The organism is Burkholderia sp. BCC1208 (genome assembly GCF_902833095.1).
Taxonomy (GTDB): domain Bacteria; phylum Pseudomonadota; class Gammaproteobacteria; order Burkholderiales; family Burkholderiaceae; genus Burkholderia.
Map to the genome: position 1 here is coordinate 35,178 of NZ_CADFDY010000016.1, position 16,978 is coordinate 52,155.

At 67.4% G+C, this 16,978-nt stretch carries 18 protein-coding genes and 1 pseudogene; 14 read left to right on the forward strand and 5 right to left on the reverse strand.

Going from position 1 to position 16,978, the window contains the following annotated elements:
- Nucleotides 1-78 precede the first annotated feature (78 nt).
- Complete coding sequence (locus HWX09_RS32105; protein WP_027785623.1) at nucleotides 79-1,269, reverse strand: SAM-dependent methyltransferase; 1,191 nt, start codon at nucleotides 1,267-1,269, stop codon at nucleotides 79-81.
- A gap of 13 nt (nucleotides 1,270-1,282) precedes the next feature.
- Between HWX09_RS32105 and HWX09_RS32110 the strand changes: the two genes are divergently transcribed.
- The 9 genes and pseudogenes from HWX09_RS32110 to HWX09_RS32150 all read left to right on the forward strand — a co-directional run bounded on the left by HWX09_RS32110 (nucleotide 1,283) and on the right by HWX09_RS32150 (nucleotide 8,424).
- On the forward strand, nucleotides 1,283-2,026 hold the full coding sequence (locus tag HWX09_RS32110; protein WP_027785624.1) for an SDR family oxidoreductase: 744 nt from the start codon (nucleotides 1,283-1,285) through the stop codon (nucleotides 2,024-2,026).
- 75 nt (nucleotides 2,027-2,101) lie between these two features.
- Nucleotides 2,102-2,506 (forward strand): dihydroneopterin aldolase, encoded by a 405-nt coding sequence (locus HWX09_RS32115; protein WP_027785625.1) that lies wholly within the window; start codon nucleotides 2,102-2,104, stop codon nucleotides 2,504-2,506.
- Nucleotides 2,503-3,498, forward strand: coding sequence for a tRNA 2-thiocytidine(32) synthetase TtcA (gene ttcA, locus HWX09_RS32120; RefSeq protein WP_027785626.1), 996 nt, complete (start codon nucleotides 2,503-2,505; stop codon nucleotides 3,496-3,498). Before HWX09_RS32115 ends, ttcA begins: the two co-directional genes overlap by 4 nt.
- Nucleotides 3,499-3,633: 135 nt before the next feature.
- Entirely contained in the window at nucleotides 3,634-4,995 is a 1,362-nt protein-coding gene (gene glmU, locus HWX09_RS32125; protein WP_027785627.1) for a bifunctional UDP-N-acetylglucosamine diphosphorylase/glucosamine-1-phosphate N-acetyltransferase GlmU, read from the forward strand.
- A gap of 54 nt (nucleotides 4,996-5,049) precedes the next feature.
- Complete coding sequence (gene glmS, locus HWX09_RS32130) at nucleotides 5,050-6,867, forward strand: glutamine--fructose-6-phosphate transaminase (isomerizing) (protein WP_027785628.1); 1,818 nt, start codon at nucleotides 5,050-5,052, stop codon at nucleotides 6,865-6,867.
- 134 nt (nucleotides 6,868-7,001) lie between these two features.
- Nucleotides 7,002-7,358, forward strand: a pseudogene (locus HWX09_RS32135) (type II toxin-antitoxin system RelE/ParE family toxin); the annotation flags it as partial.
- Nucleotides 7,354-7,674 carry a DNA-binding transcriptional regulator gene (locus tag HWX09_RS32140; RefSeq protein WP_027785630.1) on the forward strand — a complete coding sequence of 107 codons (321 nt, stop codon included), beginning with the start codon at nucleotides 7,354-7,356 and terminating at the stop codon, nucleotides 7,672-7,674. The pseudogene HWX09_RS32135 and the gene HWX09_RS32140, both read left to right, overlap by 5 nt.
- Before the next feature lie 67 nt (nucleotides 7,675-7,741).
- Entirely contained in the window at nucleotides 7,742-8,206 is a 465-nt protein-coding gene (locus HWX09_RS32145) for a hypothetical protein (protein WP_027785631.1), read from the forward strand.
- On the forward strand, nucleotides 8,206-8,424 hold the full coding sequence (locus HWX09_RS32150; protein ID WP_027785632.1) for a hypothetical protein: 219 nt from the start codon (nucleotides 8,206-8,208) through the stop codon (nucleotides 8,422-8,424). Before HWX09_RS32145 ends, HWX09_RS32150 begins: the two co-directional genes overlap by 1 nt.
- A 77-nt stretch (nucleotides 8,425-8,501) precedes the next feature.
- Here the strand turns inward: HWX09_RS32150 and HWX09_RS32155 are convergent, their stop codons facing one another.
- Both HWX09_RS32155 and HWX09_RS32160 read right to left on the reverse strand, forming a co-directional pair.
- Nucleotides 8,502-9,338, reverse strand: coding sequence for an FTR1 family protein (locus tag HWX09_RS32155; protein ID WP_027785633.1), 837 nt, complete (start codon nucleotides 9,336-9,338; stop codon nucleotides 8,502-8,504).
- A 12-nt stretch (nucleotides 9,339-9,350) separates the two neighbouring features.
- Complete coding sequence (locus HWX09_RS32160) at nucleotides 9,351-9,683, reverse strand: cupredoxin domain-containing protein (RefSeq protein ID WP_027785634.1); 333 nt, start codon at nucleotides 9,681-9,683, stop codon at nucleotides 9,351-9,353.
- A 330-nt stretch (nucleotides 9,684-10,013) separates the two neighbouring features.
- Between HWX09_RS32160 and HWX09_RS32165 the strand changes: the two genes are divergently transcribed.
- Nucleotides 10,014-10,214 (forward strand): heavy-metal-associated domain-containing protein, encoded by a 201-nt coding sequence (locus HWX09_RS32165; RefSeq protein WP_006477591.1) that lies wholly within the window; start codon nucleotides 10,014-10,016, stop codon nucleotides 10,212-10,214.
- A 66-nt stretch (nucleotides 10,215-10,280) separates the two neighbouring features.
- Here HWX09_RS32165 and HWX09_RS32170 read toward each other — a convergent pair whose 3' ends face one another.
- Nucleotides 10,281-11,771 (reverse strand): aldehyde dehydrogenase, encoded by a 1,491-nt coding sequence (locus HWX09_RS32170; protein WP_027785635.1) that lies wholly within the window; start codon nucleotides 11,769-11,771, stop codon nucleotides 10,281-10,283.
- An 86-nt stretch (nucleotides 11,772-11,857) separates the two neighbouring features.
- Nucleotides 11,858-12,409 (reverse strand): cupin domain-containing protein, encoded by a 552-nt coding sequence (locus HWX09_RS32175; protein ID WP_027785636.1) that lies wholly within the window; start codon nucleotides 12,407-12,409, stop codon nucleotides 11,858-11,860.
- Nucleotides 12,410-12,864: 455 nt separating this feature from the next.
- On the opposite strand from HWX09_RS32175, the gene HWX09_RS33750 reads away from it, so the two are divergent.
- From HWX09_RS33750 to HWX09_RS32190, 4 genes are all read left to right on the forward strand, one after another.
- Nucleotides 12,865-13,047, forward strand: a complete 183-nt coding sequence (locus tag HWX09_RS33750; protein ID WP_006488040.1) for a hypothetical protein — start codon at nucleotides 12,865-12,867, stop codon at nucleotides 13,045-13,047.
- 283 nt (nucleotides 13,048-13,330) lie between these two features.
- Nucleotides 13,331-14,116, forward strand: coding sequence for a gamma-glutamyl-gamma-aminobutyrate hydrolase family protein (locus HWX09_RS32180; RefSeq protein ID WP_027785637.1), 786 nt, complete (start codon nucleotides 13,331-13,333; stop codon nucleotides 14,114-14,116).
- A 28-nt stretch (nucleotides 14,117-14,144) separates the two neighbouring features.
- A complete protein-coding gene (locus HWX09_RS32185) occupies nucleotides 14,145-15,482 on the forward strand; it encodes a glutamine synthetase family protein (protein WP_027785638.1) in 1,338 nt (445 codons plus the stop codon).
- A gap of 34 nt (nucleotides 15,483-15,516) precedes the next feature.
- Nucleotides 15,517-16,959, forward strand: coding sequence for an aspartate aminotransferase family protein (locus HWX09_RS32190; protein ID WP_027785639.1), 1,443 nt, complete (start codon nucleotides 15,517-15,519; stop codon nucleotides 16,957-16,959).
- The last annotated feature ends 19 nt before the right edge of the window (nucleotides 16,960-16,978 follow it).

Here is a 16,978-nt window from a genome sequence, read left to right on the forward strand (position 1 = left end):
GCGCTCCTCACTCCTTGCCCTACGAGCGATTTCGGGCATTCGCATGCGCGTTCCATATGGAAACAGGCCCCAGCCCCGTCAGAGCACGTGCGAGCGGTCGCCGCGCGCGAACGCGTCGAGCGTGCCGTCGATCCCGCGCGAAAACGCGATCACCTTGAACAGCTCGCCCATCTCGGCCTCCGAAATCAGCTTCTGCACCGCGTTCGCGGCCGGCAGGAAGGCGCGGACGTCGGACGGGTCGATCGCGGCCAGCGCGTCGGTGATGCCCGCGTTCAACAGGAAGCGCGCCTGCGACGTGTAGCCGAGCAGATCGGCGCCGGTCGCGACGCCCGCGTCGTAGATGCCGGTGAATTCGACGTGCGCGGTGATGTCCTGCAGGCCCGGGTATATGAACGGATCGTCGTGCGCGTGGTGACGGTAGTGGCACATCAGCGTGCCGCGGTCGCGCTGCGGGTGGTAATACTCGTGCGCCGGAAAACCGTAGTCGACCAGCAGCACCGCGCCGCGCGCGAGCATCGTGCACACGGTGCGCGTGAACGCGAGCGCCGCCTCGTGCGTCTCGGTCACGTAGCCGTCGCCGACGTCGAGCGCCGCGAGCACCGCCGGCAGGCCGGCTGCGCCGACCGGCCGGTCGTCGAACACGAACGCCTGTCGCGCGTCGAGCGCGACGCCGCGCTCGCGCCACGCGCCGTCCGCCTTCGCGAACAGCCGCACCGGCATCGCGTCGAGCACTTCGTTGCCGACCACGACGCCGTCGAACCGCTCGGGCAGCGCGTCGAGCCAGCGCACCTTCGCGGCCAGCGCCGGCACTGCGGCCTCGATCGTGTCGCGCTGCCGTTCGCGCAATTCGCCGGACAGGTCGACGATCAGGTATTCGTCGAGTTCGACGCCCAGTGCGTCGAGCGCCGCGAGCAGCCCGGCCGCGAGCTTGCCGGTGCCCGCGCCGAACTCCATCACGCGGCGCGTGCCGCTCGCCGCGAGCGCCTCGGCCACCGGTTGCGCGAGCGTGCGCGCGAACAGCGGCGACAGCTCGGGGGCGGTGACGAAGTCGCTGCCGTCGTCGGCGCGGCGCCCGAACTTGCGCGCGCCGCCGCTGTAGTAGCCGAGGCCCGGCGCATACAGCGCCCGCTCCATGAAGCGGTCGAACGGCAGCCAGCCGCCGGCCGCCACGATCTCGTCGCGCAATTGAGCGGCAAGGGTTTCGGACTGCGCGAGCGCGTCAGGGCCGGGAGCAGGTAAACTAGCGGGTTCGTGAGCTTTCGGGTTCATCCCGGCATTGTAAATGACCGTTTCAGCCGATACGTCGCCCCAACGCGTGGTGCTCGTCACGGGCGCCCTGGGCAGCGCGGCCGACGCCGCGTCGATCGGCCGTGCGCTCGCGACGGGTTTCGCACGCCGCGGCTGGGACGTCGCGCTGCAGCGCAGCCACGGCGCGCCGCGCGCGGCCGCCGACGCGCTCGTCGCCGAAGTCGCGGCGCTGGGCCGCCGCGCGGCCGTGCTGGACGCCGATCTGGCCCTGCAAGCCGATGCCGCGGCCCTCGTCACAGCATGCGGCGAAGCGCTCGGCCGGCCCACGTGCGGGGTGTTCGTCAGCGCCAGCGCAGGCGCCGACGACGCGCACACGGTGGACGGCGCGTCGCTCGCCGCCGCGCTCGCGCGCAACGTGACGGCGCCGCTCGCGCTGGCTCGCGCGCTCGCCGATGCGACGCCCGACGCCGCGTGCGAGCACGAAGCGCTGCGCGCGTGCGCGATCCACGTGCTGGATCAGGCCCTGTTTCACCCGGCACCGGCGCAGCTGTCGCACGCGCTGATGCAGGCCGCCTTGAACCGCGCGACGTCGGCGCTCGCGCTGGCGCTCGCGCCGAAGGTGCGGGTCGCGGCGCTCGTGCGCGGCCACGCGCCGCACGCGGACGACATCGCGGCGGCCGCCTGCTATCTCGCGAGCGCGCCCGGCGTGACGGGCGCGACGCTGACCGTCGACGGTGGCGAGCACCTGGTGCCGCCCGCCGCCGGCCCGAATGAATGAACCGCGCGGGCGCGGCGTGATCGCCGCCGCCCGCGCCGCTTTGCGTGCGCGCACGCCAATTTGACTGGGACGACCATGTTTTCCGCTCTCCTGCACCCCCGCCTCGCGGATTGCCGCAGGCTCTACCTGCGCGACTACGAGGTGCACATCAACATCGGGGCCTTCGAACACGAGAAGCGCGGCGAGCAGCGCGTCGTCATCAACGTCGACCTGTTCGTGCCGCTCGCCCAGTCGACGCCCGTCGACGACCGGCTGCACGAAGTCGTCGACTACGACCTGATGAAGCAGAGCGTCGCGCAGTGCCTCGCGCGCGGCCACATCCACCTGCAGGAAACGCTGTGCGATTCGATCGCCGCGCACCTGCTGGCGCACGATGCCGTGCGCGCGGTACGCGTCCGTACCGAGAAACCGGACGCCTATCCGGACTGCGACGCCGTCGGCGTCGAAGTCTTTCGCATCAAGGACGAGGAGCGCGCATGAACGCCCCCCACATGAACGACACGGCGGCCGATGCCGCCACGCAGGACGACGCCGCCGCGCCGGCCGGCCGCCAGGCGCTGACGCGTCGCGAGCAGAAGGAAGCGTACGAGAACAACAAGCTGTTCAAGCGGATCGCACGCCAGGTCGGCCAGGCGATCGGCGACTACAACATGATCGAGCAGGGCGACAAGGTGATGGTGTGCCTGTCGGGCGGCAAGGACAGTTACGCGATGCTCGACGTGCTGCTGCGCCTGCGCGAGCGCGCGCCGATCGACTTCGACATCGTCGCGGTGAACCTCGACCAGAAGCAGCCGGGCTTCCCCGAGCACGTGCTGCCCGAATACCTGAAACAGGTCGGCATCCCGTTCCATATCGAGAACCAGGACACCTACAGCATCGTCAAGCGGCTCGTGCCCGAAGGCAAGACGACCTGCTCGCTGTGCTCGCGGCTGCGCCGCGGCATCCTGTACCGCGTGGCCGGCGAGCTCGGCGCGACCAAGATCGCGCTCGGCCATCACCGCGACGACATCGTGCAGACGCTGCTGCTCAACATGTTCTACGGCGGCAAGCTGAAAGGGATGCCGCCGAAGCTGCAGTCGGACGACGGCAAGAACATCGTGATCCGCCCGCTTGCGTACGTGAAGGAAACCGATCTCGAGAAATACGCGGAGTTGCGCGAATTCCCGATCATCCCGTGCAACCTGTGCGGCAGCCAGCCGAACCTGAAGCGCGCGGAAATGAAGGCGCTGATCCGCGAATGGGACAAACGCTTCCCGGGCCGCGTCGAGAACATGTTCAACGCGCTCGCGAAGGTCGTGCCGTCGCACCTGATGGACACGACGCTGTACCCGTTCCAGTCGCTGCGCGCGACGGGCGAAGCCGATCCGCAAGGCGACATCGCGTTCGACGAGGAACCGTGCGCGTCGGGCGACGACCCGGCGGCGCCGGGCGCCGCCCGACCGATCTCGATCGTCCAGTTCGACGACCTGTAAGCAGGGCTGGAACACCCGCCGGAACCGGGCGCCGAGCGCCCTTTCCGGCGTGGCGCGGCCGCCGCGGCAGGCCCGGAACGGCGGGGGCCGCGTGCTAAAATGGACGGCTTCGAACTCCCTGACCAAGCGCGCGCCATGAATATCGTGATTTTGGCGGCAGGCACCGGCAAGCGCATGCGTTCCGCGCTGCCGAAAGTGCTTCACCCCCTGGCCGGCAGGCCGCTCCTCTCCCACGTCATCGACACCGCGCGCACGCTGCAGCCGTCCCGGCTCGTCGTCGTCGTCGGCCACGGCGCCGAGCAGGTCCAGGCCGCCGTCGCCGCACCCGACGTCCAGTTCGCGGTGCAGGCCGAGCAGCTCGGTACCGGCCATGCGGTCCGCCAGGCGCTGCCGCTTCTCGATCCCGCCCAGCCGACGCTCGTGCTGTACGGCGACGTGCCGCTCACGCGTGCGTCGACGCTGCAGCGTCTCGTCGATGCCGCGCGCGAGGGCCGCTACGGGATCCTGACCGTCACGCTCGACGACCCGACCGGCTACGGCCGCATCGTGCGCGACGCGTCCGGCTTCGTCACGCGCATCGTCGAGCAGAAGGACGCGGCGCCGGAAGAATTGAAGATCGCCGAGATCAACACCGGCATCATCGTCACGCCGACGGCCCAGCTGTCGATGTGGCTCGGTGCGCTGAAGAACGAAAACGCGCAGGGCGAGTACTACCTGACCGACGTCGTCGAACTCGCGATCGAGGCCGGCTTCGAGGTCGTCACGTCGCAGCCCGACGACGAATGGGAAACGCTCGGCGTGAACAGCAAGGCGCAGCTCGCGGAGCTCGAACGCATTCACCAGCGTAACGTCGCCGATGCGCTGCTCGTCGACGGCGTCACGCTCGCCGATCCGGCCCGCGTCGACGTGCGCGGCACGCTGCGCTGCGGCCGCGACGTATCGATCGACGTGAACTGCGTGTTCGAAGGCAACGTGACGCTCGCCGACAACGTGACGATCGGCGCGAACTGCGTGATCCGCAACGCGTCGGTCGGCGCGGGCACGCGCATCGACGCGTTCTCGCACATCGACGGCGCCGAACTCGGCGCGCACACCGTGATCGGCCCGTACGCGCGGCTGCGCCCCGGCGCGCGGCTCGCGGACGAAGCGCACGTCGGCAACTTCGTCGAGGTGAAGAACGCGGTGATCGGCCACGGCTCGAAGGCGAACCACCTCACGTACATCGGCGACGCCGACATCGGCGCGCGCGTGAACATCGGCGCGGGCACGATCACCTGCAACTACGACGGCGCGAACAAGTTCCGCACCGTGATCGAGGACGACGTGTTCGTCGGCTCCGACACGCAGCTCGTCGCGCCCGTGCGCGTCGGCCGCGGCGTGACGATCGCCGCCGGCACGACGATCTGGAAGGACGTCGCCGAAGGCGTCCTCGCATTGAACGAGAAGACGCAGACCGCGAAGAGCGGCTACGTCCGCCCGGTCAAGAAGAAGAGCTGAACCTTTTGCGGGCGCCCGCACGGCGCCCGCTTCGACTGACAGGATTGACCATACATGTGCGGCATTGTCGGCGCAGTTGCGCAACGTAATATCGTCCCGGTGCTGATCGAAGGATTGCGGCGCCTCGAATACCGCGGCTACGACTCGTGCGGCGTCGCCGTGCTCGAACCCGGCGCACCGAAGCGCGCGCGCAGCGTCGCACGCGTCGCCGACCTCGACGCGCAGGTGCGCGACACGCACCTCGAAGGCACGACCGGCGTCGCACACACGCGCTGGGCCACGCACGGCGCGCCCGTCACGCACAACGCGCACCCGATCTTCTCGTCGGGCGCGCTCGCGCTCGTGCACAACGGCATCATCGAGAACTTCGAGCCGCTGCGCGACGCGCTGCGCGCGAAGGGCTACGAATTCGTGTCGCAGACCGACACCGAAGTGATCGCGCACCTCGTGCACAGCGTGTACCGCGGCAACCTGTTCGACGCCGTGCGCGAAGCCATTCGGCAGCTGCACGGCGCGTATGCGATCGCGGTGATCCACAAGGACCAGCCGCACACCGTCGTCGGCGCGCGCCAGGGTTCGCCGCTCGTCGTCGGCCACGGCGACGGCGAGAACTTCCTCGCGTCCGACGCGCTCGCGCTCGCCGGCAGCACCGACCGCTTCACGTTCCTCGAGGAAGGGGACGTGTGCGAGCTGTCGCTCGACGGCGTGACGATCGTCGATCGCCACGGCGCCACCGTGCAGCGCGAGATCCGCGTCGTCAGCGCATACGGCGGCGCGGTCGAGCTCGGGCCCTATCGCCACTTCATGCAGAAGGAAATCTTCGAGCAGCCGCGCGCGATCGGCGACACCGTGCCGCAGACGGAAGCGTTCGACGCGACGCTGTTCGGCGACGCCGCGCCCGCCGCGTTCGCGCAGATCGACAGCCTGCTGATCCTCGCGTGCGGCACGAGCTACTACTCGGGCCTCACCGCGAAGTACTGGCTCGAATCGATCGCGAAGATCCCGACCCAGGTCGAGATCGCCAGCGAATACCGCTACCGCGAGTCGGTACCGAACCCGCGCCAGCTCGTGCTCGTGATCTCGCAATCGGGCGAGACGGCCGACACGCTCGCGGCGCTCAAGCATGCGCAATCGCTCGGCCATACGCATACGCTCGCGGTCTGCAACGTCGCGACGAGCGCGATGGTGCGCCTGACCGAAATGCAGTTCCTGACGCACGCGGGCACCGAAATCGGCGTCGCGTCGACGAAGGCGTTCACCACGCAGCTCGTCGCGCTGTTCGTGCTGGCCGCGACGCTCGGCAAGCTGCGCGGGCACGTCGATGCCGCTCAGGAGACGCAATTCCTGAAGGAGCTGCGCCACCTGCCGGCCGCGCTGAACAGCGTGCTCGCGCTCGAGCCGCAGATCATCGCGTGGTCGGAGGAATTCGCGCGCAAGGAAAACGCGCTGTTCCTCGGCCGCGGGCTGCACTACCCGATCGCGCTCGAAGGCGCGCTGAAGCTGAAGGAAATCTCGTACATCCACGCGGAGGCCTATCCGGCCGGCGAACTGAAGCACGGGCCGCTCGCGCTCGTCACGGAAGCGATGCCGGTCGTCACGGTCGCGCCGAACGACACGCTGCTCGAGAAGCTGAAATCGAACATGCAGGAAGTGCGCGCGCGCGGCGGCGAGCTGTACGTGTTCGCCGATGCCGACACGCAGATCGTCAACGACGACGGCCTGCACGTGATCCGGATGCCGGAGCACTACGGGCAACTGTCGCCGATCCTGCACGTCGTGCCGCTGCAACTGCTCGCGTATCACACCGCGTGCGCGCGCGGCACCGACGTCGACAAGCCGCGGAACCTCGCGAAATCGGTGACGGTGGAGTAAGGCTGTCTGTCTGGCCGGCCGGGCCGTCGCCGGCCCGTCCGGACGTCGTATCGGCGTGCGGGAGGCCATTCGGCCAGGTCGAATTATGTACCACGTAGTGGTATATAATCCCGTGCTGACTCGACCGGCTCGACATGTCTGCTTCCGTACGACGCGTCTTCAGGACGAGATGGTTTCACAAGGCAGCCGGGAAAGCGGGAATCGCCGATGGCGAGCTCTGCCGCGCGGTGCGGGAGCTAGCCCGCGGGCAGGGCGTCGATCTGGGCGGGAACGTCTGGAAGAAGCGCCTCGACGGGAATCGGCAACGCGGGATCGTGCTGGGCAAGGTCGGGCACACGTGGGTGTTCCTGTTCGCGAAATGCGGTCGCGACGACATCGACGCACGCGAACTGCGCGCCTTCAGAAAGCTGGCGCCGGACGTCGGTCGACACGCCGACGGCGACATCGCGACGCTGGTCGCACTGAAAGAGCTTGTGGAGAGTTGCAATGGCCAAGAGTCGATTCAAGAGCGACGCGACGGAGGCGATCCACGGCGCCGCGTCGGGGCTTTATCGCGCCAACCTGATCGACAAGAAGACGATGCGGGAATACGACGATCTCTGCATCGAAGCCGCGCCGCAATTCGACCCGGAAGCGATCGCCCGCATCCGCAAGTCGGTCAACGTCAGCCAGAGCGTGTTCGCGCTCTACCTGAACACGACGACATCGACGATCCGCCAATGGGAACAGGGCGACAAGCGGCCCAGCGGCATCGCCGCGCGCATGCTCCAGATCGTCGAGAAACACGGGCTCGAGGTGTTCTCCTGAGCCGGCTTCCGCGAATGCACATGGCCGGCCCGGCCGGACGCGCCGCAACGAATATGACGGAGAGACAATGGTAAGACTGTTTGGATGCGGAGTGCTGGCGCTGACGTTCGCGTCGACGGGCTGGGCCGCCGAGCACTATGTCGAGGTCTGGAACCCGCCCGAGGCGCGGCAACCCGCGGCTCGCATGCCGGATGCCCGCACACCGGCCGCCCGCCCGGGCGCCGACGCGCGCGTCGGCAAGAGCGCGGAGAAGCACGCGAGCGCCACCCCGAAAGCCGCCGCGAAACCGCACAAGCGCCGCGTCGCGCAGGCCATGAAAGCCGGCTCGCACCGCGCGCCCGCCGCGACCGACACCCCGGCCGCCCCGCGCCCCGTCGCGCAACCCGCGCCCGGGCGTCTCACGGTGATGCAGCCCGCCGCACCGGACACGACGCGCGCGCTCGCCTTCTCCGACATCCCGCGTCAATACACGCCGGACGGCAACGTGCTGCAGGTCGGCACGCACGGCCGCTCCGCGGAGGTGACTCGATAATGGAAGCGCAGACCTACCGCGGCTACCAGATCTGGGGCCACGCGATCCTGCAGCAGGAGGAGATCATGCAGCCCGAGCGTTTCGCGGCGAGCGGCACGATCACGCAGAACAACCGGCTCGTCGAGGCGTCGGGCGTGCTCGGCGTGTTCGACACCGAAGACGACGCGCGCGACGCGGGGCTCGAATGGGCGCGCGCGTGGATCGACAACCACTGCTGACCGACACCGACTGCATGCATCTGGAATGAAAGAAGGGGCGTCATGGACGCCCCTTCTTTCATTCGAATCCGGCACGCTCACACCGCGGCGTGCGGTGGCCTCACCGTTTCCCGCGGCCGGCCGACGAGCCGTGCCAGCACGACGATCGCCGCGAGCGTCGCGACGTACGCGGCGATCTGGATGCCCGCCGGACGCGCGGTATAGCCGATCAGCGTATGCAGCGCCTTGCCGACGATGCTCGACTCCTTGAGCAGCCACGACGTGTCCCAGACCGCATCGCCCCACGACGGCACGAGGCCGGCGGCCAGCAGGAAGCCGACGCACTGGCTCGCCATGCCCGCGGCGAGCAGCACGATCAGCCCGTTGGTGACGGAGAACAGGCGCTTCAACGGAATCTGCAGCAGGCCCGCATACATCGCGTAGCCGAGCCCCGCGCCGCCGAGCACGCCGAGCAGCCCGCCGGCGATCATCTGCGGCGTCTGCCCCGGATCGCCCGCCGCGATCCCGTACAGGAACAGCACGGCCTCGGAACCCTCGCGCAGCACCGCGACGCCGACCACGATCGCGAGCCCGGTCAGCGGCCGGCTGCCGGCCGCGACCGCCCGGCCGACCTCGCCCATGTGCAGCGCCATTTCGCGACCGTGCCGGCTCATCCAGATGCAATGCCACGCAAGCATCAGCGTCGCGACGAACATCACGCCCGCGTTGAAGACTTCCTGGCCCATGCCGGACGCCCATTGCGAGATCACGTCGGCGAACGCCGCGATCAGGCCGGCGCCGATCACGCCGCCGACCAGCCCGCCGCCCACCCACCAGCCGCGCCGCGGCACGCCCTTCGTGGCGGCCATCACGATCGAGACCACCAGCGCGGCCTCGAGCACTTCACGAAAGACGATCAGGGCAGTAGACAGCATGTCGGTATCGGCTTACTTGACGGTCAGGTGCGTCTTCGACTGCGCTTCGTGATACTCGTCGTGGAACTCGTAGGTCCCGGCCTTCAGCGGCCCGACGAGAATCTCGACCGACTTGCCGGCCGGCACGACCTTCTCCGCCTTGAAGTCGTCGCTTTCGAATTCCGCGGGCGTCGCATCGAGGTTCTTCACGACGAACTTCACCTTCTTGCCGGCGGGGATCGTCACGCCATCGGGCGAAAACTTGTGGTCCTTCAGCGTCAGGTTGACGACGTCGTCGGCAGCGAATGCGGAGGCGGCGGAGGCGCCCAGCAGGGCCAGAGCGAAACCGATAGCGAAACGGGTCATGTGCGTAATGAGCGGAAATATTGAAGGGAATCGATACTAAGATCGATTCGCATTTTCAACTCGGAGTACCCTTACTCCGATCAAGGGAATCGGGCGCCGTCGATCCCGTGCGCGCCTTGCCGCGCAAGGCTCCGCCAGATTTCGCCGACGATGTGCAGCCGTCAATCGGGAAAAGTTCGGACTGACGCGCGCACGCAAATGGCGATTCGTCAGACTTCAGCATTACAAATGGCTGATGCAATGCCATCACTGCGTGCGAGCGCTTGACCTTCCAACCGTGGCAAGCTTCATGCTGAACGTATTCGTCAACCATTTACCCGGGAGAACACGATGGAATTCGAAGTCCAGGACATGACCTGCGGCGGCTGCGCCAACGCAATCACGCGTGCGGTGACGGCCGCCGACCCCGCCGCGAAGCTCGACATCGACGTCGCGGCGAAGATCGTCAAGGTCGACTCGGCGCAAGGCGCCGAGCGCGTCCAGTCGATCATCGAAGCCGCCGGCTTCCATCCCGCGCTGCGCACCGCGTAACGCGCGACGAAAGCTGCGGGCGCAGCTGCGGGCGCAGCGCCGGACGGCGACGCGCCCGCCGGCATGTCAGCGCAGCCGGATCAGCGTCGACTTCAGTTCGGTATACTTCTCGAGCGCATGCAGCGACTTGTCGCGGCCGTTGCCCGACTGCTTGTAGCCGCCGAACGGGAAGTTCATGTCGCCGCCCTCGTCATAGCAGTTCACCCACACGGTGCCCGCACGCAACCGGCGCGACACGTCGTGCGCGGTCGTCAGGTTCGACGTCCACACGGCCGCGGCCAGCCCGTATTCGGTGTCGTTCGCGATCCGCACGGCCTCGTCGACGTCGTCGAACACGATCACCGACAGCACCGGCCCGAAGATTTCCTCGCGCGCGATCCTCGCATCGGGCTTCACCTCGAACACCGTCGGCTCCACATAGAAGCCGCCCGTTTCCGCGTTCACGCGCGCGCCGCCCGTGACGAGCCGGCCTTCGCCCCGCCCCGCTTCGATATAACCGAGCACGCGTTCGAGCTGGATGCCGTCGACGATCGCGCCCATCGATACCGACGGATCGAGCGGATTGCCCGGCACGTACGCGCGGGCGGCCGCGACGAGCTTCTCGATGAACGCGTCCTTGATGTCGCGATGCACGAGCAGCCGCGAGCCGGCCGTGCACATCTCGCCCATGTTGTAGAAGATCGCGCCGGCCGCCGTTTGTGCCGCACGGTCGAGATCGGGGCAGTCGGGCAACACGATGTTCGGCGACTTGCCGCCGAGCTCGAGCCACGCGCGCTTCAGGTTCGACTGCGCCGCGTACTGCATGATCAGCTTGCCGACCGCCGTCGAGCCCGTGAACGCGATGCAGTCGACGTCGCGATGCAGCGCGAGCAGCTTGCCCGGTTCGCCCGCGCCCGGCACGACGTTGAACACGCCGGCCGGCATGCCGGCTTCGAATGCGAGCTGCGCGACGCGGATCGCGGTCAGCGGCGATTTCTCTGATGGCTTCAGCACGACGCTGTTGCCGGCCGCGAGCGCGGGGCCGAATTTCCATGCGGCCATCAGGATCGGGAAGTTCCACGGCACGACGGCGGCCACCACGCCGACCGGCTCGCGCGTGACGAGGCCGACAAGATGATGATCGGCCGGCGCGACCTCGCCGCCGACCTTGTCGATCGCTTCCGCAAACCATTCGACGCAGTATGCGGCGCCCGGCACGTCGACCGTCGTCGTGTCGCCGATCGGCTTGCCCGCGTCGAGCGTCTCGAGCAGCGACAGTTCGTCGAGGTGCTCGCGCATCAGTGCGGCCCAGCGCAGCAGCACGGCCTTGCGTGCACGCGGGTTCAGGCCGGCCCACACCCCTGCGTCGAACGCGCGGCGCGCGGCCGCGACCGCGGCGTTCACGTCCGCTTCGCCGCAGTCGGCGACCTTCGCCAGCACGCGGCCGTCGATCGGGCTCACGCAGTCGAACGTCCTGCCGCCGTGCGCGTCGCGCGACGCGCCATCGATGAATGCGCGCCCTTCGATCTCGAGCGACGCCGCCTTGTTTTGCCAGTCAGCCAAAGTCAACTTGTTCATCAGGATGCCTCAATGGTTTGGCATTCGCGACGCGGCACGCCGCGCCTGGCGCGCAGCCGGCCGGCGGCGAATGCGGTGACGCGCGGTCAGAAGGTCGCCGGCGAATTGGCCGAGACGATCTCGCAGAGCAGTTCCGCGCTGGGATTGCGAAAACGATGCGGCAAACGGCTTTCGAAGTAGTAGCCGTCTCCGGGGTCGAGCAGCCACGTCGCGCCGTCGACGGTCAGCTCGAGCCGGCCCGACACGACGACGCCGCCCTCGTGCCCCGCGTGCACCAGCATCTCGGGCCCCGTGTCGGCCAGCGGCTGGTAGATCTCGCGCAGGATGCACATGTTGCGATCCTTCACGTTCGCGCCGACCAGGTGAAACGCGAGCGACTCGTTGCCGAGGTTCGGCATCTCGTCGCGACGCGACACGACCGCGCGCGATTCGACGAGCTCGAACGTAAAGAACTCCGCGAGACTCATCGGGATGCATTCGAGCAGCTTCTTCAGCGAGCCGACCGACGGGCTCACGCGGCCCTGTTCGATCAGCGAGATCGTGCCGTTGGTGACGCCGGCGCGTTTCGCGAGTTCGCGCTGCGACAGGCCATGCTTGTTGCGCACGAAACGCAGGCGCTCGGCAACTTCGGTGGACATCGATTCGGTTTCGGACACGATAAGTGCGATGACAAAGTGAAACGGCGCATGGGACAGCCGTTGAATATTCTAATCACTTTATGCCGCACATCAGCGGGGAAAACCCTGAAAGGCGTTCGAAATAATGAACGGCGCGTCGATGATTCCTTTTGCGAATATTTTGTTCGCACTGCTCGGGAAAGCCCTGATACAGGACCATTAAAAAACATTTGACGCCGTTATTGGCTCGTATATGCTGGCTCTCAGGTCAGCGTCATCAGGCTTTCACAGACATCGAAAAGCGTTATCGCAACGCAGCAATCGATGCCCGTCAACGTAAATGATGCAGGGCCGGCGCCTTGATTATTTTAAACGCCCCGCGCGTCGAAACGATCAGGTGTTCAATACTTTCAACAAACCAGTCGAGTGTAATCGTGAGAGTCCGTGGCCCTCTGGTGAGGTGGGATCGAGGCGATGTGCGAAGTTTGCGCAGCGCCGTTCCCGCTTCCGACGGCAGTTGCGGCTGGCATAGTCCTCGCCTGCTTCACCTGTCGATCTACACCATCCTGTCCCGTCGTTCCGTTCGGCGCCACAACGCCGTTTCCGCACGCGCCTTCGTCGCCGTCGATACCGACGAAGTGGCGTCGCTGCTGCCGTAGCGCCTCTCCTTTCTTCACGTCGTTCGTTTCGTTCGTCGATTCGCCAACCGCATCGTCCCTGCGGTGACGGAACGCGTTCGCGCATTCGTTGCGGCGTCGCGTATCGCGACGAAACGAACGACGGCCTGATCGTCGCGCGCAGCGCGGATCGCCACGCCATCCCGTTGCGCCCATTCACCAGCGTCCGTGCGCCCAGCGCCCGGCTGCGGGGTCGTGTCGCGTCTGCGTTTTGCCGCATCCGGCTCGACGCGCGTCACGTCCATATGGATTACTGATTGACGTCATGGAAAGGAAACCTCTCGTCGGTATCACTGCCGACCTCACCCAGATAGGCGCCCACGCGTCGCATACGGTCGGCGACAAATACGTCGCCGCGATCGTCGACGGCGCGCATGCGCTCGCGATGGTGCTGCCGGCCCTCGGCGAACGCCAGTCGAGCGCCGACGTACTCGACGCGGTCGACGGGCTGCTGTTTACCGGCAGCTACTCGAACGTCGAGCCGCACCGGTATGGCGGCGAACCGAGCGCACCGGGCACGAAGCACGACCCCGCACGCGACGCGACGACGCTGCCGCTGCTGCGCGCGGCGATCGTCGCGGGCGTGCCCGTGCTCGCCGTGTGCCGCGGCTTCCAGGAGCTGAACGTCGTTTGCGGCGGCACGCTGCACCAGCGCGTGCACGAAGTCGACGGCTTCGGCGATCACCGCGAGGACGACGACGCGCCGATGGACACGCAATACGGCCCCGCGCACGTCGTGCGCCTGACGCCCGGCGGCAAGCTGCATGCGCTCGCCGGCGGTCGCGACGAAGTGCACGTGAACTCGCTGCACAAGCAAGGCGTCGCGCGGCTCGGCTCCGGCCTCGCCGTCGAGGCCGTCGCGCCGGATGGGCTGATCGAGGCCGTGAGCGTCGTCGATGCACCGGCCTTCGCATTGGCCGTGCAGTGGCATCCGGAATGGCGACACGCGCAGGACCCGCTGTCGAGCGCGATCTTCCGCGCCTTCGGCGATGCCTGCCGCGCTCGCCGCGCCGCCCGCATCCGCGCGATGGCCGCCGCCGCGCTCGCTTGAGCGCGCCAACCAGACAACGAGAACAGACATGCAAGACATCGAAGACTTTCTGAAACAACACCGGATCACCGAAGTCGAAGCGATCATTCCCGACATGGCCGGCATCGCGCGCGGCAAGATCACGCCGCGCAACAAGTTCACGTCCGGCGAATCGATGCGGCTGCCGCAGGCCGTGATGGTGCAGACCGTCACCGGCGAATATCCGGAAGACGGCTCGCTGACCGGCGTGACCGATCCCGACATGGTGTGCGTGCCCGACGAGTCGACGATCCGCCTGATTCCGTGGGCCGTCGACCCGACCGCGCAGGTGATCCACGACTGCGTGCACTTCGACGGCTCGCCGGTCGAGATCTCGCCGCGCTACGTGCTGCGCCGCGTGCTCGCGCTGTACAAGGCGAAGGGCTGGAAGCCGGTCGTGGCGCCCGAGCTCGAGTTCTATCTGGTCGACATGAACAAGGACCCCGATCTGCCGCTGCGTCCGCCGGTCGGCCGCACGGGCCGCCCCGAAACGGGCCGCCAGTCGTATTCGATCGAGGCCGTCAACGAATTCGATCCGCTGTTCGAGGACATCTACGAGTACTGCGACGCGCAGAACCTCGACATCGATACGCTGATCCACGAAGTCGGCGCCGCGCAGATGGAGATCAACTTCATGCACGGCGACGCGCTGTCGCTGGCCGACCAGGTGTTCCTGTTCAAGCGCACGGTGCGCGAGGCCGCGCTGCGTCACAACATGTACGCGACGTTCATGGCCAAGCCGATGGAAGACGAACCAGGCTCGGCGATGCACGTGCACCAGAGCATCGTCGACGAGGAAACGGGCCGGAACCTGTTCACGTCGCAGGAGACCGGCGGCGCGACGTCGATGTTCTACAACTATCTGGCGGGGCTGCAGAAGTACACGCCGGCGCTGATGCCGATCTTCGCGCCGTACATCAATTCGTATCGCCGCCTGTCGCGCTTCATGGCCGCGCCGATCAACGTGCAATGGGGTTACGACAACCGCACGGTGGGGTTCCGCATCCCGCATTCGGGCCCGGCCGCACGCCGCATCGAAAACCGCATCCCGGGCGTCGACTGCAATCCGTATCTCGCGCTCGCGGCGACGCTCGCGGCCGGCTATCTCGGCATGACGCAGCGCCTGGAGCCGACCGAGCCGCTCGTCAGCGACGGCTACAGCCTGCCGTACCAGTTGCCGCGCAACCTCGAGGAAGGACTGACGCTGATGGCCGCATGCGAGCCGCTCGGCGAGATCCTCGGGCACAAGTTCCTGAAGGCGTATTTCGCGCTGAAAGAAACCGAATACGAAGCGTTCTTCCGCGTGATCAGCTCGTGGGAACGCCGCCATCTGCTGCTGCACGTGTAAGCGTGCCAACCGCATACGGAATCACGGAGAAAACATGACTTACCGCAATGAAACGGCCTGGGTCCAGCCGGCCGCACCGACCGCCACGGCCGCCGCGCCGCGCGCGACGCAGGCACGCTCGACCGCCGAATACCGCGCGCTCGACGCCGCACACCACATCCATCCGTTCTCGGACATGGGCGCGCTCAATCGCGCGGGCAGCCGCGTGATCGTCAAGGCCGACGGCGTCTACCTGTGGGACTCGGACGGCAACAAGGTGATCGACGGAATGGCCGGCCTCTGGTGCGTGAACGTCGGCTACGGCCGCAAGGAACTGGCCGACGCCGCGTATCGCCAGTTGCAGGAGCTGCCGTTCTACAACACGTTCTTCAAGACCACGCATCCGCCGGTGATCGAACTCTCCGCGATGCTCGCGGAAGTGACGCCCGCCGGCTTCAACCACTTCTTCTATTGCAACAGCGGCTCGGAAGGCAACGACACGGTGCTGCGTCTCGTGCACCAGTACTGGCGCGTGCAGGGCAAGCCGCAGAAGAAGTACGTGATCTCGCGCAGGAACGGCTACCACGGCTCCACCATCGCCGGCGGCACGCTCGGCGGGATGGGCTACATGCACGAGCAGATGCCGTCGAAGGTCGAGCACATCGTGCACATCGACCAGCCGTATTTCTTCGGCGAGGCGCAGCCGGGCGAGACGCCGGAAGCATTCGGTCTCGCGCGTGCGCGGCAGCTCGAAGCGAAGATCCTCGAGCTCGGCGCGGAGAACGTCGCGGCGTTCATCGGCGAGCCGTTCCAGGGCGCGGGCGGCGTGATCTTCCCGCCGTCGACGTACTGGCCGGAAATCCAGCGGATCTGCCGCCAGTACGACATTCTGCTCGTCGCCGACGAAGTGATCGGCGGCTTCGGGCGCACTGGCGAATGGTTCGCGCACCAGCACTTCGGCTTCGAGCCGGACCTGATCACGATGGCGAAGGGCCTCACGTCGGGCTACGTGCCGATGGGCGCGGTGGGCATCCACGAGCGCATCGCGCGCCCGATCATCGACAACGGCGAATTCAATCACGGCCTCACGTACTCGGGCCACCCGGTGGCGGCGGCCGTCGCGGTCGCGAACCTGAAGCTGCTGCGCGACGAAGGCATCGTCGAGCGCGTGAAGAGCGACACCGGCCCGTACTTCCAGGCGCTGATGCGCGAAACCTTCGCACGTCATCCGATCGTCGGCGAAGTGCACGGCCACGGGATGGTCGCGAGCCTGCAGCTGGCCGAAGCGCCGGCCGAACGCCGCCGCTTCGCGAACGGCGGCGACGTCGGCACGATCTGCCGCGACTTCTGCTTCAACGGCAACCTGATCATGCGTGCGACCGGCGACCGGATGCTGCTGTCGCCGCCGCTCGTGATCTCGCGCCAGGAAATCGATGAACTCGTGTCGAAGGCGAAGAAGGCCGTCGATGCTACCGCCCAGCAACTGGGTATTTCGTAACGGCCTTGCCTACAGGCGT